This window comes from Aeromonas sp. 600774 (genome assembly GCF_049175075.1).
In the GTDB taxonomy this organism is placed as follows: Bacteria; Pseudomonadota; Gammaproteobacteria; order Enterobacterales; family Aeromonadaceae; genus Aeromonas; species Aeromonas veronii_A.
Genome location: NZ_JAAKUJ010000011.1, coordinates 17,620 through 43,879 on the forward strand (window position 1 = coordinate 17,620; position 26,260 = coordinate 43,879).

A 26,260-nucleotide genomic window follows, 5' to 3' on the forward strand; every position below is an offset into this window, starting at 1 on the left:
AAACGTATAGTGCTGGGCGATCCTTCATCAGGTCTTCACCCAGGTTTTCACTTCAGGTTCCTCACTTATGTTCCAAGACAATCCGCTGCTGGCCCAGCTCAAGCAACAAATCCGCGAAAACATCCCCAAGAAAGAGGGTGTTATCCGCGCCTCCGATCGGGGCTTCGGCTTTCTGGAGGTCGATGAGAAGACCAGCTATTTCGTGCCGCCTCCCTACATGAAGAAGGTGATGCACGGTGACCGGGTGAGCGCCCTGATCCGCACCGAAAAAGAGAAGGAAGTGGCCGAGCCGGATGCCCTGCTGGAGCAGTCCGTCACCCGCTTCGTGGCCCGGGTCAAGATGTTCCGCGACCGCCTCAACGTGGTCGCCGACCACCCGCTGATCAAGGATGCCATCAAGGCCCGCGTCAAGAAGGGTCTGGACGAAAAAGAGTTCAAGGAAGGGGACTGGGTGGTCGCCACCCTCAAGCGCCATGCGCTGGTAGACGGCAACTTCTCTGCCGAGATCATCCAGAAGATCGCCGCACAGGAAGATCACAACGTGCCCTGGTGGGTGGTGCTGGCGCGCCACAACCTGGCCCAGGTCGAACCGGCTGATCTGCCAGAGTGGAAGGTCATCGAAGATGAGGAGCTGCCCCGTCGTGACCTGACCAAGGTGCCTTTCTTCACCATCGACGGTGCAAAAACCAAGGACATGGACGATGCGCTGGCCATCACCAAGCTGGATAACGGCTGGGAGCTGCTGGTCGCCATCGCCGACCCGACCGCCTATGTGGCCGAAGGGAGCGAGCTGGACAAGGAGGCCGCCCAGCGCGCCTTCACCGTCTACATGCCGGGCCGCAACGTACCGATGATCCCGCGTACCCTCTCCGACGAGCTCTGCTCCCTGAAGGAGGGTGAGGAGCGCAACACCCTGTGCGCCCGTCTGCTTATCGCCGAAGATGGTCTGCTGCTGGAGGAGACCGAGTTCTTCGCCGCCCGCATCTGCTCCCACGCCCGTCTCAACTATGACGACGTCTCCGACTGGGCTGAGCATGGCAAAGAGCTGGCCATCGACGCCGGCGTGCTGGCCCAGCTGCCGCTGATGAAGGCAATGACCGAAGCGCGCATCAAGTGGCGCACCGAGCATGCCCTAGTGTTCCCGGACAGACCCGACTACGACTTCGAGCTGGGCGAGAATGGCGAAGTGCTGGCTATCCACGTCGAGCCACGCCGCATCGCCAACCGCATGGTGGAAGAGTCGATGATCGCCGCCAACATCTGCGCCGGTCGCGTGCTGGGCAAGAGCGTCGGTTACGGCATCTTCAACGTTCACACCGGCTTTGACGAAGAGTCCCTCGACGGCGCCATCGACCTGCTGAAAAGCGCCGAAGCCCCGTTCGAGCGCGACGAGATCGCCAGCCTCTCCGGCTTCTGTGCCCTGCGCCGCTGGATCGATAACCTCGACACCCGCTGGCTGGATGGCAAGATCCGCCGTTTCCAGAGCTATGCGCTGATGTCCTCCGAGCCGGGCGCCCACTACGGCCTGGGTCTGGATGCCTACGCCACCTGGACCTCCCCGATCCGTAAATACGGCGACATGGTCAACCATCGTCTGCTCAAAGCGGTCATCGCCGGCAAGACCCCGGGCGAGCGCCCGAGCACCGAGCTCACCGAGCATCTGACCGCCTGCCGCCGTCTGCACCGCATGGTGGAGCGCGACATCGGCGACTGGCTCTATGTCCGCTACCTCAAGGCCGATGCTGGCACCGACAAGGTGTTCAACGCCGAGATCATCGACGTGATGCGTGCTGGCCTCAAGCTGCGTCTGCAGGAGAACGGCGCCGTGGTCTTCATGCCTGCCCGTCATATCCTCGACAACAAGGATCGGCTGGAGTGCAACTGGGACAACGGTCGCGTCTATCTGGACAAGACCGAGGTGGTCTACGAGCTCGGTCAGATCATTGAGGTCAAGCTGACCGAAGCGGTGGAAGAGACCCGCTCCCTCATTGCCAAGCCGGCGGTGGAGCTGGTGCCGGGTCCGGCACCGGAAGCCCCGTTGGCAGAGAGCACGTCAGCCGATAGCAGTGAAACGCCAGCGCAGCCAGCCTCCCAGGCTGAGTAAGCCACGCAGAGTCATCGAATCTGCCCGAGAGCCCGCCATCGTGCGGGCTCTTTTTTGCTCCACATCTGCCATGCACGCTGCTACAGGTGGCGCAACTACGCACAGTTTTCGCCATAATTGGCAATAAAAGCAGTGAATGTTTCCACACATAACCTGGAATGCAACCAATATGTGCGACACATCTCCTTTCTGACATATTAATCAAAGAGAAATATGTTTATACTCGCTTGGGTACAATCCAAGGGATACTGGTATGCAGGAATGGGACCCGGAACACTTCACCAACTTCGCTCAGTTATGCGAAGTGAGCCTCGCCACCATCCGTGAAAAGACCGATGCAGAACGCCTTTACCTCTGGCTGAGAGCTCCTGAAGCACAGCTCTACAGTTTTCAGCTGGATCAGGGCGTGATCGAACTGGATCTAGCCCAGCTAGAACAGCTAACACTACCCCACCACCTGATCGACAAGGCAATGGACAAGGGACAACTGGTGATCGAGCAGCTCCAGCCACCGCCAGATCCTGGCGAAAATGTGGAGCCCGCCCAGCCACAGCTACGCGCCTGTTTCCCTCTCAAACGTCACATGAAACTGGAAGGGGTCATCTATCTGGAGACCCGCCGCCGCATAGACCGCCTCTCCTCCCACCAGCGCCAGGGCATCCAGCTCCTTATTCACTATCTGACTGCCGAGCTCAGCAATCACCTGCTCTCCAGCCAGGTCAATCAGGAGCGGGACCAGCGGCTCCATACCCAGACCGATCTGGTACAGAGTCAGGCACTGCAGGGCTCCTTCCTCACCATGTTGCAGGCGCTGCACATGGTCAGCGTCACCCTCTCCCGCTGTCGCAGCGAGAACGATCTGCTGCGGGACGCCGTGCTGCTGGCCCGCAAGGAGCTGCAGTTCGATCGGGTCGCCATCTTCCTGATCGAACCCGATGGCAAAACCATGCGCGGCACCTGGGGCACCAGTGAAGAGGGAGAGCTGGTAGACGAACACGACTTTGTCAGTCCTATCCCGGATCACCCCACGGTGCAGGAGGCGCTCAAGCGCAAGGATTACGTGCTGGTGCTGGAAGATACCCCTCTCTACTACGAGAAACAGCAGGTGGGACAGGGCTGGAACGCCATGGTATCGCTCTGGGATGGCGCCATCCCCATCGGCTGGATCGCCGCCGACAACCTGCTGTGGCACCGCCCGCTCAAAGCCTATCAGAGCGAGATCTTCAAACAGTACGCCGCCATCCTGTCACAGTTGTTGATCCGCCAGCGCACTCAGGAGCAGCTGGAGCAGCTCAACCGCCAGCTGGAAGCCCGGGTCGCCGAACGCACGATACAACTGGCCGAAACCAATAGGGCGCTGGAAGAGGCCAATCACCGCCTCTCCCTGCTCTCGCTGGAAGATCCTCTGACTGGTATCGCCAACCGGCGCCAGTGGGACATCACCATGCAACGGGAGTGGGAGTGGGCACGGCGCACCCAGAATCCGCTGGCGGTATTGATGATCGATGTCGACGACTTCAAGGCCTATAACGATCACTTCGGTCATACCAAGGGGGATGAGTGCCTGCAGCAGGTAGCCCGCGTACTGCGGGAGGCCGAGCGACGCTCTACCAATCTGGTGGCTCGTTATGGCGGAGAAGAGTTCGTCATCCTGCTTTGCGCCCCACAACCCGGTGAAGCCGAGCAACTGGCCGAGAGGATCCATGCCGGACTGGCGCAATTAAAACTGCCCCATCCCGCCTCGCGGGTTGCTGATTTCATTACGGTTAGCATAGGCTTTAGCTATCTGGTCCCCTCCCTGGACGAGGCGTGGCAGAGTCTGACCGAACAGGCCGATCAGGCGCTCTACCACGCCAAGTCTCAAGGACGGGCACGCACTCTGGCCTATCGGTGATCCCATGCTGTTGCGTCGCTACCCCATCTTCAATCGTCGCCTGGCTCTGGTGGCCTACGGCATCGACTATCAGCTCAGCTCACCGGCCGAATGGCCTTCACTGGCGCAACATTGCCGCCTGCTGGCACAAGGGCGCCAATATCTGGTGCCTTTCACCCACGAGCAGCTCGATGAACAGCGCCCCCTGCTGTTTGATCAGGATGCGATCCCGCTGGTAGAGGCTTCCAGCGAACGGCTGCCCGCCTCCTTTCCGGTGTTGGAACAATGGCGAGACAGTCGACGCCGGCTTGCTGTACATGGGGTCAGTCGTGAGCCACGCTGGCTCGGTGCCAGCCGTCTGCTGGTATTCTGGATGGGGGAAGAGGGGATCTGCCAGCCCACCGAACACAAGCGGATGGCCCTCGATATCGAAACCTGGGAAGATTTTCTCCCGCTGCGAGAGGCCGGAGTCGACTTCTTTGCCGGTGGTTTTCTCGCCCGCCCCGAGCTGGTCAATCAACGTGCCACCCAGCCCGACATGGCACTTGTGCAGCAGATCCTTCAACTTATCTGCCACGAGGAGTTCTCCTTTGCCCAGGTGGCTCGCCTGCTGGAGCAGGATGCCTTGCTCCCGGGCCAGCTACTCACCTATGTCAACGCGCCCGGCTTCGATCATGCAGCCCCCATCACCTCGGTTTCCCGCGCCCTCTCCTATCTGGGAGAGCAGGAGATCCGCAAGTTTGTGCTGATCAACGGCCTGGCCCGGGTGAGCCAGCATATGCCGGAGGCCTCTACCCGAATGGCCATCGCTCGCGGCCGCTTCTGCGAACTTATCGCCCTCACCGCCCTCGACAAACGCGAAGCAAGCTGGGCTTTTCTGGTAGGGCTGGTACTCGATGGTTCCCTGCTATCAGAGTCGCTGAAGGCCCACCTGCCCAACAACGTAAAGCGAGCCATCGAGCGGCACGAAGGGCCGCTGTTCCACCTGTTCCAGCTGGTCAGGACCTATGAACAGGGCAACTGGGCTCTGCTGGAGCAGCTGGCACCGAAATACCAGCTCGACCCGACCAGGCTCACCCCCGTCTATTTTCAGGCGCAAATGTGGGGGCAAGCGTTTCTCACCAGCTAGGTGATGGCAGGCCGGGGAGGCTCTGGCTAGAATGGGCTCCCTTTTTTCAGAGACTGACCCGCACCATGACACTTTCCGGATTCCAAGGCCTGATCTTTGACCTGGATGGCACCCTGGTCGACTCCATGCCGCTGCATCTCGCCGCCTGGGAACACACCGCCCGTGAATTTGGTTTTCGCTTCGATGCCGACTGGTTCTATGAACTGGGCGGTATGCCGAGCCGCAAGATCGCCCTGCTGGTGACACAGGAGCAGCAGATCCCCCTCGACCCGCTCGAAGTGAACCGCTGCAAGACTGCCCACTATGTGGCCAACCTGCACAAGGCGACCGTGTTTCCCGCCATGCAGACACTGGTCGAACGCTATCAAGGTGTCATTCCGATGGGGATCGGTACAGGTTCTCCTCGCATCAACGCCGAAGCGGTGCTGCGCAATACCGGGCTGGATCGCTACTTTAAGGTGGTGGTCACGGCCGACGATGTGGAGCTACACAAGCCCAATCCGGACACCTTCCTGCTGGTCGCCAGCAAGCTGGGGGTCGAGCCATCAGGCTGTCTGGTGTTTGAAGATACCGGTATCGGGGTACAGGCCGGAGAAGCAGCGGGTATGCAGACCTGCATGGTCAAAGCAGGTAAACCGATCGGCATAGCGATGTAGTGCAGAAGAATATCGCCCAACAAGGGGCGATAACCGGAGCTGGATCTCATACGGGACAGGGTTGAGAATGAGAGCCAGCTCCGTCAGTCGCTGACGCTGGACGCGTCGGCGCAGAGGGTCGGAAAGAACGATTACTCGTTGTTGCCACCGCCCTGATTGTCATCATAGCGGCCCGGCGCACCATGGGGGCGCGGCGCCATAGAGACACGTGGCTTGCGGGCACGCTGGATGTTCACTTGCGGACGGCCGGTGTGCATGGCGATGGTAGAGATCTTGGCTTTGTAGACCAGTTGCTGGTTGCCGTGTGCATCGGTCAACAGCACACTGTACTGATCAAAACCGCTGATAGTGCCTTCCAGCTTGATGCCGCTCACCAGAAAAATGGCGACCTGACTGCGGTTCTTGCGCAACCAGTTGAGGGCAGAATCTTGCCCATTCCCGAGGGAGAAGGCTTGCTCAATCGTGGAGTAGCTTGGGGATTCAGTTGTCATAAATTATTGTCCCGCGGAAAAAAGTGGCGTTTGATTGTGCTAAATGGGCACAGCCTTGTCAAAGTCATTCTCACTCCCGCCAATAATCACGCCACCGCAGGACTGGTCGCAGACCGGGACAACTGCGATAATCGCCGCTTCCGGTTCTCTTGCGAGCCAAATCTGGGGTTTTATCTTGCATTCGGCTTCACACCAACACCACGCCAGCTATGTTCATGATGCCACCGCCTGCGAAGAGTGTGATCTGCTGATCCCGGCCACGCCGCTCGAGGTGGGACAGGCAAGCAGTTGTCCTCGCTGTGGTCACACCCTGAGCCGTCATCTGCCGCAGCAGGAGTTGCGTCCCATCTCCTACGGGTTTGCGGCGCTCATCATGTTCGTACTCTCCAACTCCTTTACCTTCATGTCCTTCTCGGCAAAGGGGATAGGCCAGGAGATGACCTTTATCCAGTGCATCTCGACCCTAGTAGACGAGGGCTACCTGTTTCTCGGCGCCGTACTCAGTATCACCCTGATCGGCCTACCGCTGGTCTACATGGGCTCCATCATGCTGGTGCTGTGGCGTATCGACAAGGATTTGCACAACAATGCCCTGCGCTCTCTCGGCCGCCTGCTCTGCCGGATCAAACCCTGGCTGATGGTGGATGTCTTTCTGGTGGGGGTACTTATCTCGCTGGTCAAACTGATGGGGATGGCCGACATCCATATGGGCTTGTCGTTCTGGGCCTTCGTCGGCTACACGGTGCTGCTCATCAAGATGATCTCCTCGCTTGATCAGATGTGGCTCTGGCAGCGGCTGTTCGGTCCCACCGAGCCACGGGAGATAGACCCCGAAGCCGGGGCGCTGGAATCCGGTCTGGTGGGCTGCCATATTTGCGGCGCCCTGAGCGAGGCTGGCACCCACAGCTGTTCCCGCTGCGGTAGTCACCTGCACGCCCGCAAGCCGGGCGGCCTGAACCGTACCTGGGCGCTGCTGTTCACCTCCGCCATTCTCTACATTCCGGCCAACGTCTATCCCATCATGGATACGGTGTTTCTCGGTGATGACAGCCCCTCCACCATCCTCGGCGGCGTAGTGCTGCTCTGGGCCATGGGATCCTATCCCATCGCAGCAGTGATCTTTTTCGCCAGCGTGGTAGTGCCGCTGGTAAAAATCGTGGCGCTGTTCTGGCTCTGCTACATGGTACAACGCGGCCATGCCGAGTCGCCGCTCGGTAAACTCAAACTCTATCGCATGACCGAATTTGTCGGACGCTGGTCGATGATCGATGTCTTCGTGGTGGCCATCCTTGCGGGCCTGATCCGGCTCGACAACCTGATGACCATCTACCCCGGCCCTGCGGCCGTCGCATTTGCTGGTGTCGTGCTGATCACCATGGTTGCCGCCATGAGCTTCGACTCGCGCCTGATCTGGGATTTACAACAAGGAGAACGCGAACGTGAGTGAGCGTAAAACAAGGTGGAAACCGGGCTCTGACTTTCTGAGCTCCGCCGCCGCAATCTGGATGGTGCCGCTGCTGGCGCTCTTCATCGGTCTCTGGATGCTGTTCCAGCACTGGTATTCGCAAGGCCCCAGCTTCACCCTCACGGTCGCCACCGCCGAGGGCATAGTCGCAGGCAAGACGGTGATCCGTTCACGCGAGGTGGATGTCGGCCGCATCGAGGCCGTCGAGCTGAGCGATGACTACAGCCATGCAGTGCTGAAAGGACGGCTGACTAATGCGGCCTCCGGCATGCTGCGCGATGACAGCCAGTTCTGGGTAGTCAAGCCCAGAGTGGGCCGTGAAGGGGTCTCCGGCCTCAGCACGTTGCTCTCAGGCGCTTATATCGAGCTTGCCCCGGGCAAGAAAGGTCGGGCGCGGGACGAATACGTCATGCTGGACAAACCGCCCCTCGCCTCGCTGGATGCCAAAGGGCTACGGCTCTCCCTCACCAGCCGCGACGCCCGAGCTCTCGGGGAAGGCTCTCCCATCAACTATCAGGGCTTTACTATAGGTCAGGTGGAAGAGGCGAAGTTCCTGCCCGAGAAGAGCGAGATGCAGTATCAGATCTTCATCAACGCCCCTTACGACATTCTGGTGAGCAGCAACTCCCGCTTCTGGCTGACCCCGGGCTTCGAGGTCTCCATGAGCAGCGAGGGGATGAAAGTGAAGATGGACTCGCTGGAAAGCCTGGTCGACGGCGGTATCACCATGGGCCTGCCTGCCGGCTGGTCTCCGGGTGAGCCGGTCAAGCAGCACGACGAGTTTACCCTGTTCCAGGATGAGGCTAGCGTACTGGCCGGTAGCCTGGATCAGTTCATCGACTACGTCTTCCTGTTCGACGACAACGTGGCGGGCCTTCACCCGGGCGCGGCGGTGCAGTACCGCGGTATACGGGTCGGCACCGTCATCTCGGCCCCCTACATGGTCGAGGAGAAAGGGGTTCGCATCTTCCAGAACCGACAGATCCCGGTGCTGGCCCGCATCGAAGTGCAGCGTCTCTCCCACCGCTATGCCAAGGCGGAGAAGGATCAGTGGCGCGCCCTATTCAGCAAGCAGTTCAAGGAGGGATTGCGTGCCAGCCTCAAGACCTCGAGTCTGCTGACCGGTGGCAAGATCATCGATCTCAACTTCTACCCAACAGCTCCCCGCTTTGATCAGGTCAAGCTGGCCGGTTATCAGGTCTTTCCCACCGTGCAGGGTGGGCTGGATCAGATCGAGCGCAAGGTGAACCTCATCCTCGACAAGTTTGTCGACATGGACATGGCGACTACCCTGACCAAGGTCAACAGCTCCCTCTCCACCCTGGATGGCACCCTGAAAAACATCAGCGCCCTCAGTGCCAATCTGGACAAGCTGACCGGCAAGGAGGCGACCCAGCAATTGCCAGCCTCGCTGAACGAGAGCCTCAAACAGTTGCAGGAGACCCTGCAGGCCTATGACGCCCAGTCGCAGACCAATCAGGATCTGCGTCAGTCGGTGCAGACTCTCAATCAGTTGATGCGCGAACTGCAGCCGCTGGTGCACTCCCTCAACGAGCAGCCCAGCTCGCTGATCTTCGATCGCGCGCATCCATCAGACCCTGAGCCCAAGCGAGGCAAACAATGAAAAAAGAGATCCTGACGCTGGCTCTGCTGGGCCTGCTGGCGGGTTGCAGCAGCCAGCCAAGCCTGCACTACTACTCGCTCGATGCCGACAGTCAGCAACCCGTGACGGCCCCGGCCCAACCGCAGCACCAGCTGGTGCTGCGCCCGGTGGCGCTGGCCAGCCAGCTCGACCGGATCAGTCTGGTCTATCAGCTGGAAGGGCAAGAGCTGCACTTCACCGAGTACCATCGCTGGGCCGGTGCGCTGGACGATCAGCTCAACCAGCTCACCCTCAATGGCCTCTCCAGCCGCCTGCCGGGCTGGGTGGTGCGGCAGGATGGCGCCCGCAAGGGGCCGGTGCTGACCATTCTGGTGGAGCGCTTTCAGGGCCGTCATGACGGCAGCGCCGTACTGAGCGGCCGCTGGCGCCTGCTGGCGGAAGATGGCACCGTGTTGCGCGATGCCCCCTTCCGTCAGGAGCGGGGGCTGCCAGCCGATGGCTACAACGCACTGGTGAACGAACTGGGTCAGGGCTGGCAACAGCTGCTCGACCAGATCGCCGCCGAGGTGCGCCAGAGCGCCAGCTAATCGCCCATCCGCCGATTGCAGAGATAAAAAAACGACGCCAGCTGGCGTCGTTTTTTATGGGCAAGAGTCGGGGGCGACTTATGCCTTGGCAGGCAGGCTCAGGCGGGCAACCGCTTCCACATGCATGGAGTGCGGGAACATATCGACCGGCTGCACCTCGTCCAGCACGAAGCCCTGCTTGACCAGCCAGGCAAGATCGCGGGCCAGGGTCTGCGGGTTGCAGGAGACATAGACCAGACGACGGGGCGCCATAGCGACCAGGGTCTGCAATACGGCCTTGTCACAGCCTTTGCGGGGCGGATCCATTACCACCACGTCAGCGGTCACGCCCTGAGCGTGCAGCTCGGGCATCAGCTGCTCGGCCTTGCCGACGTGGAATTCGGTGTGCTCGATGCCGTTGAGGGCAGCGTTGCGGCGGGCATCGCTGATGGCGCTCTCCACCGACTCGATCCCGACGACCTTGGCGGCCTTGCCAGCCAGGAACAGGGAGATGGTGCCGATACCGCAATAGATGTCGAACACCGTCTCGTTACCGGTCAGCTCGGCATACTCGAGGGCGCTGGAGTAGAGCACATCGGTCTGGGTCGGGTTGTTCTGGAAGAAGGATAGCGGCGAGATCTCGAACTCGAGTTCGTGGATCTTGTCGCGGATCACCCCTTCGCCGAGCAGCACCCGGTTGGTGGCGCCCAGAATGCGGTTGGTGCGCTCATCGTTGATGTTCTGCACCAGGGTAGTGACCGGCAGATCGCTCAGGGCTGCCAGCAGCTCGGCTTCGAACGGCAGCTCCTCGCCCAGGGTCACCAGCACCACCATCAGCTCGCCGCTCTTGAAGCCCTTGCGGGTCATCAGGTTGCGCATACAGCCTCTGTGGTTCACTTCGTCATAGGCGGCGATGTCATGCGCGCGCATCCAGTTGCGCACCCGGGCGTTCAGCTCCACATGCAGCGGATCCTGCACCGCACAGTCATCGGCGGTGATGAGATCGTGGGAATGCTTGCGATAAAAACCGATCTCGGCACCGGCGTCACAGCCACGCACCGCATATTGCGCCTTGTTGCGATAGGCGAACGGGCTCTCCATGCCAAGGATATCCTTGACCGGGGTGTCACCCAGCCCGACCTGTTCCAGTGCGCTCTGCACCAGTGCCTGCTTGAGCTTGAGCTGGGCCGGATAGGCCAGCGGGCGCACCTGACAGCCACCGCACTCGGTGTTGGGGCAGAAATCGGCAACCCGATCGGCGGAGGGCTGGAGCAGCTCGGCAACCTTGCCGTGCAGATAGTTCGGCTTGACCTCGGTCAGCTCCACCAGCGCCTGCTCACCGGGCAGCAGACCTTCGACAAACAGGGGGCGATCGAACAGGCGTCCTTTGCCATCTCCTTTGTCGGTCAGTTCCAGGATCTCGATCTGGTGTTGATGTCCCACTAACGGCATGAGCGGCTCCAAAAGTACTAAAAATGGGGGGTGATGAACGCGGCAAAGCCATGCCCATCGAGAAAAGGTGGCAGAGTTTAGCGGAGATCCGGCCAAATTGCAGGCATAAAAAGCCTGCTTGTTGCAATGGTCATTGCCCTGACCATCTGCCGGGCGTGGCCACCTTTCGGGTTGCGGCAAATTTAGCCCTTGGGCCATAACGCCCAGCCTGTTAAAATTCCGCCCTTGAAATTATCCTGGGCCCCGCGCCCGTTCTAGCTAAGGTCTACCGCGATGCGTACCAGCCAATATCTGCTTTCCACTCTCAAGGAAACCCCCTCCGACGCTGAAGTTGTCAGCCACCAGCTGATGCTGCGCGCCGGGATGATCCGTAAACTGGCCTCCGGCATGTATGCCTGGTTGCCAACCGGTCTGCGGGTACTGAAGAAAATCGAGAACATTGTTCGCGAAGAGATGAACAATGCTGGTGCCGTCGAAGTCTCCATGCCGGTGGTACAACCCGCCGAGCTGTGGCAGGAGTCCGGCCGCTGGGATGACTACGGTCCCGAGCTGTGCCGTCTGACCGACCGCCACAACCGCCCCTTCGTACTGGGCCCGACCCACGAAGAGGTGATCACTGCGCTGGTGCGTTACGAAGTGAACAGCTACAAACAGCTGCCGCTCAACCTCTACCAGATCCAGACCAAATTCCGCGACGAAGTGCGCCCCCGTTTCGGCGTGATGCGTGGCCGCGAATTCCTGATGAAGGATGCCTACTCCTTCCACATCGACAAGGAATCTCTGGTAGATACCTACGAGAAGATGCACGCTGCCTACTGCAAGGCGTTCACCCGCATGGGTCTGAACTTCCGTCCAGTGCAGGCGGATACCGGCTCCATCGGTGGTACCGGTTCCCACGAATTCCAGGTGCTGGCAGAGAGCGGTGAAGACTTGATCGCCTTCTCCGACAGCTCCGATTACGCCGCCAACATCGAGATGGCCGAAGCACTGGCGCCGGCTGGTGAGCGCGCTGCTGCCACCGCAGCACTGACCAAGGTTGCCACCCCGAACGTCCACACCATCGACGAAGTAGCCGCTTTCCTGAACGTGGCACCGACCGCCATTGCCAAGACCCTGCTGGTACTGGCAGAGGAAGATGAGCACGGCAAGCAGGCCGTCATCGCGCTGGTACTGCGTGGCGACCACGAGCTGAACGAAATCAAGGCCGAGAAACTGGCTGGCGTGGCCAACCCGCTGACCTTCGCCAACGACGAGCAGATCAAAGCTGCCGCCGGTTGCGATGCAGGTTCCATCGGCCCAGTCGGCTTTGCCGGTCGCATCATCGTCGATCGCAGCGCTGCCCATCTGGCGGACTTCGTCTGCGGCGCCAACGAGACCGGCTTCCACCTGACCGGCGCCAACTGGGATCGCGACATCGCTTCTTACGAAGTTGCCGACCTGCGCAACGTAGTAGAAGGCGACCCGAGCCCGTGCGGCCAGGGCAAGCTGCTGCTCAAGCGCGGTATCGAAGTGGGCCACATCTTCCAGCTGGGCACCAAGTACTCCGAAGCGATGAAGGCGAGCGTGCTGAACGAAGCTGGCAAGTCCGTCACCATGGAGATGGGTTGCTACGGTATCGGGGTTTCCCGTCTGGTGGCTGCGGCCATCGAGCAGAACAACGACCAGTACGGCATCATCTGGCCGGACGCCATCGCCCCGTTCGAAGTGGCCATCGTGCCAATGAACATGCACAAATCCGAGCGCGTGGCCGAGCAGGCACAGCAGTTCTACGCCGAGCTGAAAGCGGCCGGTGTGGACGTGCTGTTCGACGACCGTAAAGAGCGCCCGGGCGTGATGTTCGCCGACATGGAGCTGCTGGGCATCCCGCACGCCATCGTTATCGGCGATCGCGGTCTGGACAACGGCGTGGTGGAGTACAAGTGCCGCCGTACCGGCGAGAAGCAGGAAGTGGCCATCAACGACATCATCGCCATGCTCAAGGCCAAGCTGGGCCGTTAATTCTGCTCCCTTACCTGAATAAAAAGCGCGCCATTTGGCGCGCTTTTTGTTTCTGTGTGCTCTGACGACAACAACCGGATGACGGAGATCCGCCTCAGGGATTACGACCAATAAAGAGATCGGTCACGTGGCAGCTGCTTCTGGCTTCCAGTGCGTCGAGCATATAGGCCGCCGCATCTTCAGGAGTCATGAAACCACTCGGGTCAACATGATCCGAGTTATCCCAGAATTCGCTGCGGATCCCGCTCGGGTAGAGGTTGACCAGCCGCAGCGGTGAGCCTTTCAGCTCGGCGCGCAACGACTCCAGAAAGCCGCGCATCCCCCATTTGGAGGCGCAGTAGAGGCTCTCGTTGGCTTTGCCTACCTGAGCGGCGGAGGAGAGCACATTGGCCAGTACTCCGCCTTTCTCACCGATAAGCCGCACCGTCTGCTGGGCCACCAGAATGGTGGAGATGAGGTTGCTCTCCACCACCCGGCGGATCTGCTCGGCGGTGTAAACACCGACCGGGCCAAACTCGCCCACCCCGGCGCAGTGGATCACCATGTCGGGCAGGCCGCCCCACTCCACCGCCGCGGCGAAGGCGACATCGACCTCTTCATGGTGCGCCAGATCGGCTGCGATGCCGATCACCGCGCTGCCGAGCAGTTGTTCCTGCTCCTGCAGTCGCTGATAACGGCGCCCCATCATGGAGACCTGATGACCCCGCTCAACCAGTCCGATGGTCAGCGCCCGGCCGAGACCAGAACCGGCACCTGTCACTATGATGTGGCCCATTATCGCTCCTCGTCGTCAGTCGACGGTCAGATTAGAAAGTGAATTCATCGCCCATGAACCATCCATCGACAGAATGCTCTGATAGATGTTGGCGAAGAATATCACCCCCGTTGTCAGACAACGTCAGATTAGAAAGTGAATTCGCCACCCATGAACCAGCCATCGACAGACTGGTTGATATTGGCGAAGTCGACCTTGGCTTCACGCCAGCCGGCACGCAGCTTGATCGGCATGGAGGAGAACTTGTAGGAACCACCCAGACGGTAGTCATAGTTGTCCGCATCGTGAGTGCGCAGATCGCCGAAGAAGGCGATGCCGGTGCCCGGGATCTTCACTTCGCTGCCGGCATAGGCCATCAGGGTATCTTCGTCATAACCCTTGCGACCGAAGTAGACCTGCTCGCCATCGTAGTGACGACCGGTCATACCCAGATCGATCTTGAACAGATCGTTGTTGAACAGACGGTAGTAGAGGCTCAGATCGTAGGCGGTCAGATCGTTTTTGAAGTTGCCGCCGGAGGTGCTGAAATCGGAGACTTCAAACTTGGCGTTCGGCAGGAAGATGATACCGTGTTCCAGTTGCAGATAGCCGTTCCAGTTGTAGCTGTCGTCATAGCTGCCATCAGCACTGGTGCCATAAGCCTGACCACTGCCCTTGGCGGCCCATACGTCGGCACCGGCGGCAAAACGCCAGTCGTCAGCGGCCATGGCACTCTGGCTGCACAGAGCCAGCACAAAACCGGCAATCAGCGTCTTTTTCATTACGTCACTTCCTCTTGCATACATGGAAAAGAGCACTATTTTACTCGGTGCAGCCAAAATACCCAGCGTCAATCCTGAACAAACGACGACAAATGTCAGTGCTTCATATGCTTCATCTCTGCCATCGGCTCAATCGGCTTCACCGGCAGTGACAGCTCCAGCTTCTGACCATCGTCCATGGTGAGGGTGAGCGGGAAAGGGGTCTGCTCGGAGAGCGTGCCCACCTCGAACAACATGATGTGCAGGCTGCCCGGTTTCAGCACCGCCTCGCCCTTGGCCGGGATCTCGATATTCTCGACCTGACGCATCTTCATCACACCATTTTCGTGCAGGTGGGTGTGCAGCTCGGCACGCCCCGCCGCCGCAGAGGCCGCCGCCACCAGCTTGACCGGCTGGTCGGCGTCATTCTTGAGCACCATAAAGGCGGCAGTGTTGGGGGAGCCCGGCGGCAACAGGCGCACATAACCGTCGACGGCCTCGACCTTGGCCAGTGCAGGCGCAGCTATCCCCAGAACCAGCAGAGAATAAAACGCACGTTTAAACATGGTTGAAATCCTTTTATGATGTTGTTAAACGGCGCCAAGGTTACCCCAACAGCAACCTTTTTTGCACCTTTCAATAACAAGGATTTAGACATGCCCCCCATTCTCATTGCCGAGCAGCAGGATGGCTTGCTCACCCTGACCCTCAACCGCCCCGACAAGCGCAACGCTCTCAATACCGAGCTCTATAAGCAACTGGTGGCAGCGCTGCGAGAGGCGGCAGCCGATGAGGAGGTGCATGTCCTGCTGTTGCAGGGGCAGCAGGATTGCTTTACCGCGGGCAATGATCTGGCCGATTTCATGGGCAAAAGCGCGCTGGAGCCCGACGACCCCATCCTGCAGTTCCTCCACACCCTGGCCGACTTCCCCAAACCCGTGATCGCCGCTGTTGGCGGTCCGGCGGTGGGGATTGGCACCACCATCCTGCTGCACTGCGATCTGGTCTATCTAGGGGATAACGCCCGCTTGCAGCTCCCCTTTGTCGAGCTGGGACTGGTGCCGGAGTTTGCCTCCAGCCTGCTGCTGCCACGTCTGGTGGGACACCTCAAGGCGGCAGAGCTGTTGCTGCTGGCCGAGGCGATGGATGCCGAGGAGGCGCTGCAACTCGGGCTCGCCAACAAGGTGGTGGCGGCCGATGGATTGCTCTCCTTTGCCCGCGAGCAGGGGCTGAAGCTGGCGGCCAAGCCGCCCAGAGCGCTGCAAAAGAGCAAGGCGCTGCTGAAACAGGAGCTCAAACAGGCGGTGCACTTTGTCATCGATCTGGAGGCGCGCGCCTTCGCCCAGGCACTGCAAGGGGAAGAGGCGCAGCAGCGGATCGCCCAGAAACTCAAACGGCGGGGCTGAGCCGCGCCCACATCCGTTCAGTTGAGGCGAAAACGGCCGATCAGCTCGCAGCCCTGCACCTTGTCCTGCAACTGGATCAGCCGGGCAATTTCCGGATTGGGGTGACGCTTGAGAAACGCGAGCAGGGCTCCTCGACAGCAACCCAACTCGCTGATCAGCGCCTCGCACTCCCGGTTGGGGCATTGTGGCACCAGCGCAGTGACCAGCTCGGAGGCGAGTTTCAGGTAGCGCAGCTCGTAAGTCGGCTCATCCATCGCCCGCCAGAAGTCGGCCAGCCGGTGACAGGTGGCGACTCGCATGGTGGCCAGTTCGGTCAACTCGACCTGGGTCATCTCGTAAACATCCCCCAGCGCCTGCTGATAAAAGCAGATCGCCGCCCCCAGCGAACCGGCCTGCCAGGCACGCTCCGCCTCCAGCATGTATCGTTGCCAACTTTGCGGTGTCATTTCGCTCTCCCGAATCCGTTATGGTGGGAGTGTTATCATGGCTAATTGAGAATAAATATCAACCAGAGGGTTAGTGCAGGATCTCTGCGCAACCTTGGCAAACCCGGCGCCCGACCTTATGATCGCGCCCTTCCCTCTTCTTTGGAGCACACCAGAATGCGACCACGCCTCCCGCTGATGCTGGGTTGCTCCCTGCTCTGCGTGCCCCGCATGCTGGTCTGGATCTATTAGCTGCGCTCACGCGAACGCAACCCACCGATCCATTCAGCAAAGGAGTACCAACATGAACCCCTGCCAACACTGGTCGCAGGTCGAATACCTGCACCTGACGGTGACCAACCCCAATATCTGCCTAAAGGGGCAGCACAGCTACTACTCGGGCACCTGGGATGGCCCCTTCGAAGAGGTGGCAGTGCGCTACCTCCATGGCGATCCCTTCAGCCGCAGCCCGGAAACCGGCTGGGAGCCGCTCTGGCATATCGACCGTCTCCATATCGGCGACTATGTGCAGATTGCCGCCGGGGTAAAGATCATCATGGGTGGCAACCACACCCACAACACGGCCTTCATCAGCACCTATCCGTTCGCCGATCTGGCGGCGCTCCAGCGCAGCTACCGCCCCGCAGGCGATACCCGCATCGGTAACGATGTCTGGATCGGCATGGAGGCGATGATCATGCCCGGCGTCACCATCGGCGACGGTGCCATCATCGCCGCCCGCTCGCTGGTCAATCAGGATGTGCCGCCCTATGCCATGGTGGCGGGCACCCCGGCCAGGGTGGTGCGAATGCGCTTTGGCGAGGAGGAGATTGCCCGGCTACAGGCCCTCGCCTGGTGGGATTGGCCGGATCAACAGGTCAACGATCTGCTACCGCTGATCCAGCAAGGCGAAGTCGCCCTGCTTGAGCAGGCGGCTGCCCGCTGGGCGGAGCGCCATGAGTGACCACCGCTAACCAGTAGCTGACAGCAGAAGGGCGACCCTGGGGTCGCCCTCTTTTATCTCCGGCATGCTCTGGATGCCGTCATCGCACATCCACTCATTGCGCGCTTTTGGACTGGTTGAGGCTGCACTGCTTGCCGGGATAACCGGGTAGATCCTTGGCATCGCTGCCGCAGGCGAGCCGTTTGGCCTGTTGCAGGCGGGCCGCCAGATTGGCGCTGTCCACCGGCATCCACTGCATCTGCTTGCCGAGCCAGCTGGCCCAGGCAAACTCGACGAAATAGACCTGTTTATCCTTGCGAAAGTAACCCGCGTTCTGCAGCAGTCCGGCGAGGGTGCGATAGGGGTAATCAGGCAGCTTGTCGATGCTGGTCGGCAACTGCTCCGGGGTCAGCGGCTGCCCCTTCTCATCCTTGAGCCAGGCCCAGTGGTTGTTCTGCATCTGGCTCCAGAAGTTAGCCTTGTCCTGCAGGCGGCCAATCACCTTGACCCGGGCATCCTTGACGCCCTGCTGCCACAACGCCTTGGTGAGATGGTGCCTGTCCACCAGCCAGTAACTGCCATCCGGCGCAATCACCACGGGGATCTCTTTCTTTTTCATCAACTTGTCGAGCTGCTTTGCGCTCATGCCAGCCAATGTGGCCTGGGTCTCATCGACCTGGATCTGGCCGACGCCCCCCTGAGTCGGGTGCAAGGCATCGATGCCGATCTCGCACCAGTTGCCCACCGCCGTGTCGCTCTGGCACGGGGCCAACGCCCAGGCACCCTGGCTCAACACACAGGCCAGCACTAACCATGCTTTCATCGTTTGACACTCCTCACCACATTGAACTGCACAGACGCCGGGAACGCTCTTCTACCCCGATTGGGAGTGAGAGTCGAATGCTGGCGGTCAGACCAGCAAACGGGATATCATGATTTCCCATCTGTCGGCGATATTTTCTCGCCGAGTTTTCTCCCCGCTTCACACTATTTGAAGGATCCGACCCATGAAAGGATGGACCCCCTTGCTGGCCCTGCTGGGCTGTGCTGCTGTCCAGGCTGCCGATATTCCCGCCGGAACACAACTCGCCGCCGAGCAGATTGTCGTTCGCCACCTCAAGGATGAACCTGCAAGCCTGAGCCCACTCAAGCTGGTCGGCCTGCCGGAATTGCAGGTACTGCGGGATCTGTTCGAGGGGCTGCTGACCCAGGGGCCGGATGGCAAACCGGTTGCCGGGGTGGCGGCCAGCTGGGAGAACAAGGGCAACCAGTTCTTTACCTTCCATCTGCGCCCGGATGCGCGCTGGTCCAACGGCGATCCGGTCAAGGCCGGTGACTTCGTCTACGGCTGGCGCAAGCTGGTCGACCCGAAAGAGGCGGCCACCTTCGCCTGGTTCGCCCAGCTGGCCCGTTTCGACAAGGTGGACGAAATAGTCGCTGGAAAATTGCCTGCCAGCGAACTGGGGGTCAAGGCCCTTGATGACCACACCCTGAAGGTGACCCTCTCCCAACCGGTGCCCTACTTCCTGAACCTGCTGAGCCACCCCAGCCTGTCGCCGCTCTATCAGGCCAGCATCGAGCAGTACGGCAACCAGTGGACCCAACCCGGCAAACTGGTGGGCAACGGTGCCTTTGTGCTGAACAACCGGGTGGTCAACGAGAAGCTGGAGCTGACCCCCAACCCATATTACTGGGATCGGGCCCATACCGTATTGACCAAGGTGATCTTCATGCCGATCAATCAGGAGAGCGCGGCCACCAACCGCTATCTGGCGGGCGATCTGCATATCACCGAATCCTTCCCCAAGGAGCAGTACGACAAGCTGAAGCAGCAGATCCCGAATGAGGTCTACACCCCGGATCAGCTCGGCACCTACTACTACGCCTTCAATACCCGTCAGGCGCCACTGAACGATGTGCGGGTGCGCAAGGCACTCTCCTACACCATTGACCGCGCCCTGATCGCCGACAAGGTGCTCGGCACCGGCGAGAAACCGGCTTATCACTTCACTCCGGATGTGACCGCCAGCTTTACCCCGGCTGCCAACCTGCTCTCCACCAGCAGCCAGCCGGAGCTGGACAGCAATGCCAAGGCCCTGCTCAAGGAGGCCGGTTACGGCCCGGACAAGCCGCTCAAGCTGACCCTGCTCTACAACACCGCGGAAATTCACAAGAAGATGGCACTGGCGATTGCCAGCATGTGGAAGCAGAAGCTGGGCGCCGAGGTCGAGCTCACCAATCAGGAGTGGAAAACCTATCTCGACAGTCGCCAGAGCGGTCAGTTCGAGGTGATCCGCTCCTCCTGGGTCGCCGACTACAACGACCCTTCTGCGTTCCTTGGCCTGTGGGGCTCCCGTCACAGCGGCAATATGGCAGGCTTTGCCAATGCCCGTTATGACCAGCTGCTGGCAGAGGCGGCCAGCACTCAGGATGCCGCCAGCCGCAGCAAGCTGTTTGGCGAGGCGGAAGCGATCCTGCTGGATCAAGCCCCCATTGCCCCCATCTACCAGTACACCAATGCCCGGCTCATCAAGCCATGGCTCAAGGGCTACCCCATCAACAACCCGGAAGATGTGGCCTACAGCCGCCAACTCTACCTCGTCAAACACTGACACCGGCCACAACGATGCGAGACCCTGCGGGGCCTCGCTATTGATACTGTTCACATCCCGATTTCCAGCCTAAAATGCCGCCCCTTCTGTTCAATTAATCTTCAATATCCAGTCAGACATGCGTTATTTGATACTGCTCTCGTTGTTGTGGACCCTGCCTGCCCAGGCCAACAGCGAATCCCAATGCCAGCAAGAGTTTGTCGGCTGGATGCTGCATCAGCAGCAACAGTTCAGCGATCGCAAGTCTGACAAGATGGAACGGCGCCGGGCCGAACGGGCCATCGAGTTGGCTCGTCAGGAGTACGACAAGCAGGCCAGCTTCTGCAAAACCATGCAGCTTGTGCATGAGTACAAAGATGATGATCCTCGCCTCGCCCCAAGAAAGGGTGAAGTTCACGATTTCACACCGGCCAGCTGACCCTCACTCCATCAATTCATTGTGTTGATTAATTGACCCAAGCCAAGTTCGGGGCACTGAAGAGCCTTAGAATGATTAACTGAGAACGACAATAAAAAATATATTTATCAGTTAGTTGGCTTTTCAGGAACGACACATGACCAGACTCCATCAGGAGGGGGAGATACACTTCCCCGACAACATTGCACTCATCTCGACCACGGATCCCGCCAGTCATATTACCTACGCCAACCAGCACTTCTGTGATGTGGCCGGGTATGATGCTGCCGAAATGGAAGGGGTACCCCACAATCTGGTGCGACACCCCGACATGCCCAAGGCGGCCTTCGCCGACATGTGGCAACGGCTGCGACAGGGCAAAAGCTGGATGGGGCTGGTCAAGAACCGCGCCAAAAGCGGTCAGTTCTATTGGGTAAACGCTTACGTCACCCCGATCCTCAATGCGCAGAAGGAGATCGTCGAGTTCCAGTCGGTGCGCACCAAACCCGCCGCCAGCGATGTGGCCTGGGCCGAGCAGCTCTATGGCCTGCTGCGCAGCGGCAAGGCGCTTCCCTGGCTGAGCCGCTTTCACTTTGAACCGGGTCAGCTGACCCTCTGGCTCTCCGCTTCTGCCTTGCTCACCACCCTTGCTACCTTTGCCACCGGCAACATGTTATGGCTGCTGCCCACCGCCTTGTTGCTGTTGGCACAGGCAATCCACGGCTGGCGATTGCAGCAACGGCTGGCTCATCTGCTCACCCTTGCCGATCAAGACAAGGGAACCCGCCTCTGTCAGGTGCTCTACACCCGACGGCGCGACACTCTGGCGGCCGTCGAACTGGCCCTGCGGATGAAGCAGGCCGAACTCAAGGCCGTGGTCGGGCGCAGCGCCGACACCAACCAGCAGATCCTGCAGGCAGCCGAAGATGACCGGGGCAATATCCAGACCATTGATACTCATCTGCAGCAGCAGCGCGCCCACAGCGAGCAGCTGGCGACCGCCATCACCGAGCTGAGCCACTCAATTCGGGATGTGGCCCACAGTGCCCATGAGGCAAGCAATCTGGTCATAGAGGTACAGCAGGTCTCCGACGAGGGGCTGCAAGCATTGGCGACCACCCGATCTGCCGTCAACCAACTCCATCAGGAGCTGGATGCCAACCACGCCGTGCTGGCCCAGCTCACCAGCGACAGCCAGAAGATCAGCGGTATTCTGGAGGTGATCAGTCAAATCGCCGACCAGACCAACCTGCTCGCCCTCAATGCGGCCATCGAGGCCGCCCGGGCGGGTGAACAGGGGCGCGGTTTTGCCGTGGTGGCGGATGAAGTGAGGGCGCTGGCCCAGAAGACCCGTGCCTCGACCAGCGAGATCCACGAGATGATCCAGGCGCTGCAACAGACTACACGACAGCTGTCGGACGGGATGACACAAGGGGCGCAGACCTCGGTACGCTGCCAACAGCACGCGGGCACCACCGCCGACGTGCTCACCCAGATAAACCAAATGTTGGGGCAGGTGACCCGCACCAGTGACGAGATCGCCCAGGCGGTGAGTCAGCAGGCCGATGTGACGGCGACCCTCGATGAAGGGGTGCACCAGATCCACCAACTTGCCAGCCACACCGCCGACAACAGCAGGCAGGCGCTAGATGGCATCACCCTGCTGGTAGAGCGGCTGCAGGATCTCTCGCGGCTGATCAACCAGTTCAGATATTGAAGCGACAGCGATCAAAAAAGCGCGTCAACTGACGCGCTTTTTTCGCTTTGCCTGACAGGAGAGTTATTCGCCCTGCTCGCTGGCGGCAAACTCCGGCACCTTGGCCATGGCATCCAGCACCACCCGAATACCCGCCCCCGGCTTGCAGGCGTTCTCACTCAGGTGACGGCGCCAGGCGCGGGCCCCCTGCATATTCTGGAACAATCCCAGCATGTGGCGAGTCATGTGAGAGAGATAGTTGCCCTTGGCCAGCTCCTGCTCGATATAGGGCAGCATCATCCGCACCACTTCATGGCGGCTCGGCACGGCGTTATTCTGGCCGAACACCAGATTATCCACCTGCGCCAGAATGTAGGGGTTCTGATAGGCTTCACGCCCCATCATGACACCGTCCACGTGTTGCAGGTGCTCCAGAGTCTGCTCCATGGAGGTGACACCGCCGTTGAGGGCGATGGTGAGATCCGGGTAATCCTGCTTGACCCGATAGACGCGAGGGTAATCGAGGGGCGGGATCTCGCGGTTCTCCTTGGGACTCAGGCCACTCAGCCATGCCTTGCGGGCATGGACGATGAAGGTGTCACAACCGGCATCGCGCACCTGCTCGATAAAGGCCTGCAGAAATTCGTAGGAGTCCTGATCGTCGATGCCGATACGGGTCTTCACCGTCACCGGAATATCGACCACATCGCGCATCGCCTTGACGCAGTCCGCCACCAGCGCCGGTTCACCCATCAGGCAGGCACCAAAGCGGCCGTTTTGCACCCGATCGGAGGGGCAGCCGACGTTGATGTTCACCTCGTCATAGCCGCGCTCCTCGGCCAACTTGGCACAGCGCGCCAGATCGGCCGGATTGCTGCCACCCAGCTGCAGGGAAATGGGGTGCTCCTGCTCGCTGTAACCCAGATAATCCCCCTTGCCGTGGATGATGGCGCCGGTGGTCACCATTTCGGTATAGAGCAAGGTCTGGCGGCTCATCAGTCGGTGAAAGTAACGGCAATGCCGATCAGTCCAGTCCAGCATGGGGGCGATGGAAAAACGCTGCGCCTGCATAAAAATCATCCGGGTTGGCTAAAGAAAGGGGCGGATTTTATCACAACGTGAAGCAGCCCCAGAAAATGAATTTTGTCGCCGCGCCATGCGAGGCCCTGTGATAGTATCCGGCTAATAGAAAGGGTATCTGCGCGATCATGAATCAAGACCAACTTTTACAACGAGCCGAGCGACTCTGTATACAGCGAGGGATCCGCTTCACCCCGACCCGGCGTCAGGTATTTCGCCTGCTGGCGGCACACGGCAACGCCATCAGCGCCTATGATTTGTTGGCCCAGTTGCAACAAACCGAAGCCAATGCCAAGCCGCCAACCGTCTATCGGGCACTCGATTTTTTGCTCGAACAGGGCTTTGCTCACAAGGTGGAATCTCTCAACGCGTTTATCTTCTGCTGCCACTTCGATCACGCTCACCCGATGCAGTTGCTGATCTGCGACGAGTGCGGGGATGTGGTCGAGCTTCACGATACGGCGATCGATAGCGCGTTTTCCGAGCAGGCCCACTTGCATGGTTTTACTATTACCAATAAGACGATAGAGGCACATGGCCAATGTGCCCGTTGTACGCCCACTGTAGGAAGTCATCATGAAGGCTGATTTTGTAAATCCGTTCCTGCTATCCCTGCTCAATGTGCTCTCGACCATGGCACAGCTGGAACTCAAACCGGGCAAACCGAAGCGTAAGATGGATGAGTTGGCGCGCGGCGACGTCTCCGGCCTGATCGGCATGGTCGGCCCGCAGACCCGTGGTTCCCTCTCCATCAGCTTCGAGAAGGGGCTGGCGCTGGAGATCATGCGCCGTATGCTGGGGGAAGCGCCCGCCTCCATCAACGAAGAGGTGACCGACATGGTCGGTGAAATCACCAACATGGTGACCGGCGGTGCCAAGCGGATGCTAGGTGAGAAGGGCTACGAGTTTGACATGGCGACCCCCATCATCGTCTCAGGCCCCAACCACACCATCACCCACCGTGCCGATGGCACCAAGATCATGATGCCGTTCGAATCGGATTTCGGTCGCGCCACCATCGAAATCTGCTTCGAGTAACCCTATGTGGAAAGCATTGAAATGGATTTTCATCTGCTGGGCCCTGCTGTTGATCCTGTCGGACATTCAGATCAGCACCTCCCTCTACAAATACGAGGATAACCGGGTACTCATCAACTTCCCGCGCTGGGAGACCAAGCAGCCTTGGGGCACCTTCGAGTGGCATGCCGGACGGGTGGAAACCCACTGGTATGGTCTGGAGGGTAAACCCAAGCCGTCAGGCCCGCAAATCTGATCCGGTAACGGATTCGGCAGAAACAGAAGAGGCCAGCAGATGCTGGCCTCTTTGCTATCTCGTTGTTTCTGAATCAAGCCGCCTCGGCAGCCAGCTTCTCGGGCGGGCGAACCACCATCCCTACCACGCAAGCCAGCAGGGTCGGCATCAGCCAGGCAAGGCCATTGTCGAACAGCGGCAGGAAAGCAAACGCATCCATCTTCATACCGGCAGCTCGCAGCCCATCCAGACAGCCAAACAGAAAGGCGACCGCCAGCACGCCGCGAAACACCCGCCGTGGATGGGCAAACCACCCCTTGAGGAAGGTGAGCAGCACCAGCGCGATGGCGACCGGATAAATGGCCACCAGCACCGGGATGGAGAGGCCGATCAATTCGCTCAACCCCACATTGGCCACCAGTGCACAGAGCGCCCCCAGCAGCATCACCCAGTTGCGATAGGCCCAACCTGTCAGGCCATGGAAGTAGTCAGCACCGGCACAGAGCAGGCCGACCGCACTGGTAAAACAGGCCAGGGTGATGATGGCAGCCAGAATAAACTGACCCGGTTGGCCAAACAGGCTCAGGACGTAGGCATTGACGATAGCGCCGCCATTGCTGATATCGCTCGCAACCCCACCGGCGCTGTTGCCCAGCTGAAAGAGTGAGACATACACCGCCGACAACCCGACCGCCGAGATCAAGCCCGCAATGGTCAGATATTTGAACTGGCTGCGATAATCCTCAATCCCCTTCTGGCGCAGCAACCCGATGATCAGGGCGCCAAACATCAGGGAGGCCAAGGTATCCATGGTGTTGTACCCCTCCAGCATCCCCTTGGTCAGGGCTGCATCTATGTACTCACCGCTGGCATCAGGCATGGTGCCCTGCGGCGTCATAAAGACCCCGACCGCCAGAATAAGCAGCATCGCCATCAGGGCTGGAGTCAGATACTTGCCGACCGCATCGGGCAGTTTGCCCCGATCGAGCGCCACCAGGATCACCAGCGCAAAGAAACTCAGGGTGTAGATCAGCAGCCCCTCATGACCGACATCGCCGAGCCAGGGCTTGAGCCCCATCTCGTAGGCGACCAGACCGGTGCGGGGAATGGCAAAGGCGGGCCCCATGATGATATAGATGACGATGGCCAGCGCCGTCGCCACCCCGGCGGGCAGATAGCGGGTCATTCCGGTCCAGCCACTCGCGCCGCCCCCCGAACTCCCCTTGGCCACCGCAATCAGGGTGATCAGCGGCAAGCCCACTGCCGTCAGCAAAAAGCCGCACATGGCGGCCAGCAGATGCTCACCAGCCATAAAACCGGCCAGCGGCGGAAAAATGATATTGCCAGCCCCCAGATAGAAGGCAAACGTCATAAACCCCAATCCGAATACGTCGGACAACTTCAATGATTTCGTCAAACTCAACCTCATCTGCCTTATCAGCTTGTTATTGATTGCACCCACTGCCTGGCAGATAACCGGTAACAATACCTCTCGCCCCCACACGGCCCTCGGACCGGATGAGGCGCACCATCTTTAGCATAAAGAAGAAGAGTTCGATCTCAATCACCAATTAATATCTTGAAACAATTTACTGCT

General features: G+C 59.9%; 25 protein-coding genes. 16 read left to right on the forward strand and 9 right to left on the reverse strand.

What is annotated here, in order from left to right:
* The first annotated feature begins 67 nt into the window (after positions 1–67).
* The 4 genes from G5171_RS13060 (at position 68) to G5171_RS13075 (ending at position 5,762) form a co-directional block, all read left to right on the forward strand.
* Positions 68–2,104, forward strand: coding sequence for an exoribonuclease II (locus G5171_RS13060; protein WP_421260296.1), 2,037 nt, complete (start codon positions 68–70; stop codon positions 2,102–2,104).
* A 253-nt stretch (positions 2,105–2,357) separates the two neighbouring features.
* Positions 2,358–3,998: a sensor domain-containing diguanylate cyclase gene (locus G5171_RS13065; RefSeq protein WP_216979496.1), complete on the forward strand. Its 1,641-nt coding sequence runs from the start codon at positions 2,358–2,360 to the stop codon at positions 3,996–3,998.
* A gap of 4 nt (positions 3,999–4,002) precedes the next feature.
* On the forward strand, positions 4,003–5,106 hold the full coding sequence (locus G5171_RS13070; protein ID WP_421244382.1) for an EAL and HDOD domain-containing protein: 1,104 nt from the start codon (positions 4,003–4,005) through the stop codon (positions 5,104–5,106).
* Between the two features lie 65 nt (positions 5,107–5,171).
* Positions 5,172–5,762, forward strand: coding sequence for an HAD family hydrolase (locus tag G5171_RS13075; protein ID WP_421244383.1), 591 nt, complete (start codon positions 5,172–5,174; stop codon positions 5,760–5,762).
* A gap of 131 nt (positions 5,763–5,893) precedes the next feature.
* Here G5171_RS13075 and hfq read toward each other — a convergent pair whose 3' ends face one another.
* Positions 5,894–6,253 carry an RNA chaperone Hfq gene (gene hfq / locus G5171_RS13080; RefSeq protein ID WP_005335772.1) on the reverse strand — a complete coding sequence of 120 codons (360 nt, stop codon included), beginning with the start codon at positions 6,251–6,253 and terminating at the stop codon, positions 5,894–5,896.
* Positions 6,254–6,428: 175 nt separating this feature from the next.
* Here hfq and G5171_RS13085 point away from each other — a divergent pair, with 175 nt between their 5' ends.
* From G5171_RS13085 to G5171_RS13095, 3 genes are read left to right on the forward strand one after another with little or no spacing between them, the layout of a single operon-like run.
* Entirely contained in the window at positions 6,429–7,700 is a 1,272-nt protein-coding gene (locus tag G5171_RS13085) for a PqiA/YebS family transporter subunit (RefSeq protein WP_288727194.1), read from the forward strand.
* Positions 7,693–9,342 carry an intermembrane transport protein PqiB gene (gene pqiB, locus G5171_RS13090; RefSeq protein WP_005343196.1) on the forward strand — a complete coding sequence of 550 codons (1,650 nt, stop codon included), beginning with the start codon at positions 7,693–7,695 and terminating at the stop codon, positions 9,340–9,342. Before G5171_RS13085 ends, pqiB begins: the two co-directional genes overlap by 8 nt.
* Positions 9,339–9,908 (forward strand): PqiC family protein, encoded by a 570-nt coding sequence (locus tag G5171_RS13095; RefSeq protein WP_421244384.1) that lies wholly within the window; start codon positions 9,339–9,341, stop codon positions 9,906–9,908. The genes pqiB and G5171_RS13095 overlap by 4 nt, the downstream gene beginning before the upstream one ends.
* A 78-nt stretch (positions 9,909–9,986) precedes the next feature.
* Here the strand turns inward: G5171_RS13095 and rlmD are convergent, their stop codons facing one another.
* On the reverse strand, positions 9,987–11,339 hold the full coding sequence (gene rlmD, locus G5171_RS13100; protein ID WP_421250997.1) for a 23S rRNA (uracil(1939)-C(5))-methyltransferase RlmD: 1,353 nt from the start codon (positions 11,337–11,339) through the stop codon (positions 9,987–9,989).
* A gap of 273 nt (positions 11,340–11,612) precedes the next feature.
* Here rlmD and G5171_RS13105 point away from each other — a divergent pair, with 273 nt between their 5' ends.
* Positions 11,613–13,337: a proline--tRNA ligase gene (locus tag G5171_RS13105; RefSeq protein WP_421250996.1), complete on the forward strand. Its 1,725-nt coding sequence runs from the start codon at positions 11,613–11,615 to the stop codon at positions 13,335–13,337.
* Between the two features lie 94 nt (positions 13,338–13,431).
* Here the strand turns inward: G5171_RS13105 and G5171_RS13110 are convergent, their stop codons facing one another.
* From G5171_RS13110 to G5171_RS13120, 3 genes are all read right to left on the reverse strand, one after another.
* Complete coding sequence (locus tag G5171_RS13110; protein ID WP_005363016.1) at positions 13,432–14,112, reverse strand: SDR family oxidoreductase; 681 nt, start codon at positions 14,110–14,112, stop codon at positions 13,432–13,434.
* 128 nt (positions 14,113–14,240) lie between these two features.
* The gene (locus tag G5171_RS13115) at positions 14,241–14,873 is read right to left on the reverse strand and encodes a TIGR04219 family outer membrane beta-barrel protein (RefSeq protein ID WP_421250995.1); all 633 of its coding nucleotides are present in this window, start codon (positions 14,871–14,873) and stop codon (positions 14,241–14,243) included.
* A gap of 95 nt (positions 14,874–14,968) precedes the next feature.
* Positions 14,969–15,418, reverse strand: coding sequence for a copper chaperone PCu(A)C (locus tag G5171_RS13120; RefSeq protein ID WP_421250994.1), 450 nt, complete (start codon positions 15,416–15,418; stop codon positions 14,969–14,971).
* A gap of 90 nt (positions 15,419–15,508) precedes the next feature.
* On the opposite strand from G5171_RS13120, the gene G5171_RS13125 reads away from it, so the two are divergent.
* Positions 15,509–16,258: an enoyl-CoA hydratase-related protein gene (locus tag G5171_RS13125; RefSeq protein WP_421260297.1), complete on the forward strand. Its 750-nt coding sequence runs from the start codon at positions 15,509–15,511 to the stop codon at positions 16,256–16,258.
* Between the two features lie 17 nt (positions 16,259–16,275).
* On the opposite strand, the gene G5171_RS13130 is transcribed toward G5171_RS13125, so the two are convergent.
* The gene (locus tag G5171_RS13130; protein ID WP_005335785.1) at positions 16,276–16,704 is read right to left on the reverse strand and encodes a DUF2753 family protein; all 429 of its coding nucleotides are present in this window, start codon (positions 16,702–16,704) and stop codon (positions 16,276–16,278) included.
* Between the two features lie 283 nt (positions 16,705–16,987).
* Between G5171_RS13130 and G5171_RS13135 the strand changes: the two genes are divergently transcribed.
* A complete protein-coding gene (locus G5171_RS13135) occupies positions 16,988–17,647 on the forward strand; it encodes a CatB-related O-acetyltransferase (RefSeq protein WP_421250992.1) in 660 nt (219 codons plus the stop codon).
* Between the two features lie 94 nt (positions 17,648–17,741).
* Here the strand turns inward: G5171_RS13135 and G5171_RS13140 are convergent, their stop codons facing one another.
* Positions 17,742–18,449: a ParB-like protein gene (locus G5171_RS13140; RefSeq protein WP_139461962.1), complete on the reverse strand. Its 708-nt coding sequence runs from the start codon at positions 18,447–18,449 to the stop codon at positions 17,742–17,744.
* A 184-nt stretch (positions 18,450–18,633) separates the two neighbouring features.
* On the opposite strand from G5171_RS13140, the gene G5171_RS13145 reads away from it, so the two are divergent.
* The 3 genes from G5171_RS13145 (at position 18,634) to G5171_RS13155 (ending at position 22,352) form a co-directional block, all read left to right on the forward strand.
* Positions 18,634–20,238 (forward strand): peptide ABC transporter substrate-binding protein, encoded by a 1,605-nt coding sequence (locus G5171_RS13145; protein ID WP_421260298.1) that lies wholly within the window; start codon positions 18,634–18,636, stop codon positions 20,236–20,238.
* A gap of 118 nt (positions 20,239–20,356) precedes the next feature.
* On the forward strand, positions 20,357–20,656 hold the full coding sequence (locus G5171_RS13150; protein ID WP_013723462.1) for a hypothetical protein: 300 nt from the start codon (positions 20,357–20,359) through the stop codon (positions 20,654–20,656).
* 136 nt (positions 20,657–20,792) lie between these two features.
* Positions 20,793–22,352, forward strand: a complete 1,560-nt coding sequence (locus tag G5171_RS13155) for a methyl-accepting chemotaxis protein (RefSeq protein WP_421260299.1) — start codon at positions 20,793–20,795, stop codon at positions 22,350–22,352.
* Positions 22,353–22,415: 63 nt separating this feature from the next.
* On the opposite strand, the gene dusA is transcribed toward G5171_RS13155, so the two are convergent.
* Positions 22,416–23,402, reverse strand: coding sequence for a tRNA dihydrouridine(20/20a) synthase DusA (dusA, locus tag G5171_RS13160; RefSeq protein WP_421260300.1), 987 nt, complete (start codon positions 23,400–23,402; stop codon positions 22,416–22,418).
* A gap of 137 nt (positions 23,403–23,539) precedes the next feature.
* Between dusA and zur the strand changes: the two genes are divergently transcribed.
* From zur to G5171_RS13175, 3 genes are read left to right on the forward strand one after another with little or no spacing between them, the layout of a single operon-like run.
* Complete coding sequence (gene zur, locus G5171_RS13165) at positions 23,540–23,998, forward strand: zinc uptake transcriptional repressor Zur (protein ID WP_005335805.1); 459 nt, start codon at positions 23,540–23,542, stop codon at positions 23,996–23,998.
* A complete protein-coding gene (locus G5171_RS13170) occupies positions 23,988–24,449 on the forward strand; it encodes a chemotaxis protein CheX (protein WP_005343179.1) in 462 nt (153 codons plus the stop codon). The genes zur and G5171_RS13170 overlap by 11 nt, the downstream gene beginning before the upstream one ends.
* A 4-nt stretch (positions 24,450–24,453) precedes the next feature.
* On the forward strand, positions 24,454–24,684 hold the full coding sequence (locus tag G5171_RS13175) for a hypothetical protein (RefSeq protein ID WP_157161479.1): 231 nt from the start codon (positions 24,454–24,456) through the stop codon (positions 24,682–24,684).
* A 73-nt stretch (positions 24,685–24,757) separates the two neighbouring features.
* On the opposite strand, the gene brnQ is transcribed toward G5171_RS13175, so the two are convergent.
* A complete protein-coding gene (gene brnQ, locus G5171_RS13180; RefSeq protein WP_421260326.1) occupies positions 24,758–26,035 on the reverse strand; it encodes a branched-chain amino acid transport system II carrier protein in 1,278 nt (425 codons plus the stop codon).
* Positions 26,036–26,260: the final 225 nt, after the last annotated feature.

Excerpts from the sequence above, each read along its gene's own strand:
- G5171_RS13110 (WP_005363016.1), bottom strand. The coding sequence starts at position 14,112 with ATGGGCCACATCATAGTGACAGGTGCCGGTTCTGGTCTCGGCCGGGCG.
- G5171_RS13070 (WP_421244382.1), top strand. The coding sequence starts at position 4,003 with ATGCTGTTGCGTCGCTACCCCATCTTCAATCGTCGCCTGGCTCTGGTG.
- rlmD (WP_421250997.1), bottom strand. The coding sequence starts at position 11,339 with ATGCCGTTAGTGGGACATCAACACCAGATCGAGATCCTGGAACTGACC.
- G5171_RS13125 (WP_421260297.1), top strand. The coding sequence starts at position 15,509 with ATGCCCCCCATTCTCATTGCCGAGCAGCAGGATGGCTTGCTCACCCTG.
- G5171_RS13150 (WP_013723462.1), top strand. The coding sequence starts at position 20,357 with ATGCGTTATTTGATACTGCTCTCGTTGTTGTGGACCCTGCCTGCCCAG.
- G5171_RS13170 (WP_005343179.1), top strand. The coding sequence starts at position 23,988 with ATGAAGGCTGATTTTGTAAATCCGTTCCTGCTATCCCTGCTCAATGTG.
- G5171_RS13135 (WP_421250992.1), top strand. The coding sequence starts at position 16,988 with ATGAACCCCTGCCAACACTGGTCGCAGGTCGAATACCTGCACCTGACG.
- G5171_RS13105 (WP_421250996.1), top strand. The coding sequence starts at position 11,613 with ATGCGTACCAGCCAATATCTGCTTTCCACTCTCAAGGAAACCCCCTCC.
- G5171_RS13060 (WP_421260296.1), top strand. The coding sequence starts at position 68 with ATGTTCCAAGACAATCCGCTGCTGGCCCAGCTCAAGCAACAAATCCGC.
- hfq (WP_005335772.1), bottom strand. The coding sequence starts at position 6,253 with ATGACAACTGAATCCCCAAGCTACTCCACGATTGAGCAAGCCTTCTCC.
- zur (WP_005335805.1), top strand. The coding sequence starts at position 23,540 with ATGAATCAAGACCAACTTTTACAACGAGCCGAGCGACTCTGTATACAG.
- G5171_RS13145 (WP_421260298.1), top strand. The coding sequence starts at position 18,634 with ATGAAAGGATGGACCCCCTTGCTGGCCCTGCTGGGCTGTGCTGCTGTC.
- dusA (WP_421260300.1), bottom strand. The coding sequence starts at position 23,402 with ATGCAGGCGCAGCGTTTTTCCATCGCCCCCATGCTGGACTGGACTGAT.
- G5171_RS13065 (WP_216979496.1), top strand. The coding sequence starts at position 2,358 with ATGCAGGAATGGGACCCGGAACACTTCACCAACTTCGCTCAGTTATGC.
- G5171_RS13130 (WP_005335785.1), bottom strand. The coding sequence starts at position 16,704 with ATGACACCGCAAAGTTGGCAACGATACATGCTGGAGGCGGAGCGTGCC.
- G5171_RS13140 (WP_139461962.1), bottom strand. The coding sequence starts at position 18,449 with ATGAAAGCATGGTTAGTGCTGGCCTGTGTGTTGAGCCAGGGTGCCTGG.
- G5171_RS13120 (WP_421250994.1), bottom strand. The coding sequence starts at position 15,418 with ATGTTTAAACGTGCGTTTTATTCTCTGCTGGTTCTGGGGATAGCTGCG.
- G5171_RS13095 (WP_421244384.1), top strand. The coding sequence starts at position 9,339 with ATGAAAAAAGAGATCCTGACGCTGGCTCTGCTGGGCCTGCTGGCGGGT.
- G5171_RS13115 (WP_421250995.1), bottom strand. The coding sequence starts at position 14,873 with ATGAAAAAGACGCTGATTGCCGGTTTTGTGCTGGCTCTGTGCAGCCAG.
- G5171_RS13155 (WP_421260299.1), top strand. The coding sequence starts at position 20,793 with ATGACCAGACTCCATCAGGAGGGGGAGATACACTTCCCCGACAACATT.
- G5171_RS13075 (WP_421244383.1), top strand. The coding sequence starts at position 5,172 with ATGACACTTTCCGGATTCCAAGGCCTGATCTTTGACCTGGATGGCACC.
- G5171_RS13175 (WP_157161479.1), top strand. The coding sequence starts at position 24,454 with ATGTGGAAAGCATTGAAATGGATTTTCATCTGCTGGGCCCTGCTGTTG.
- brnQ (WP_421260326.1), bottom strand. The coding sequence starts at position 26,035 with ATGACGTTTGCCTTCTATCTGGGGGCTGGCAATATCATTTTTCCGCCG.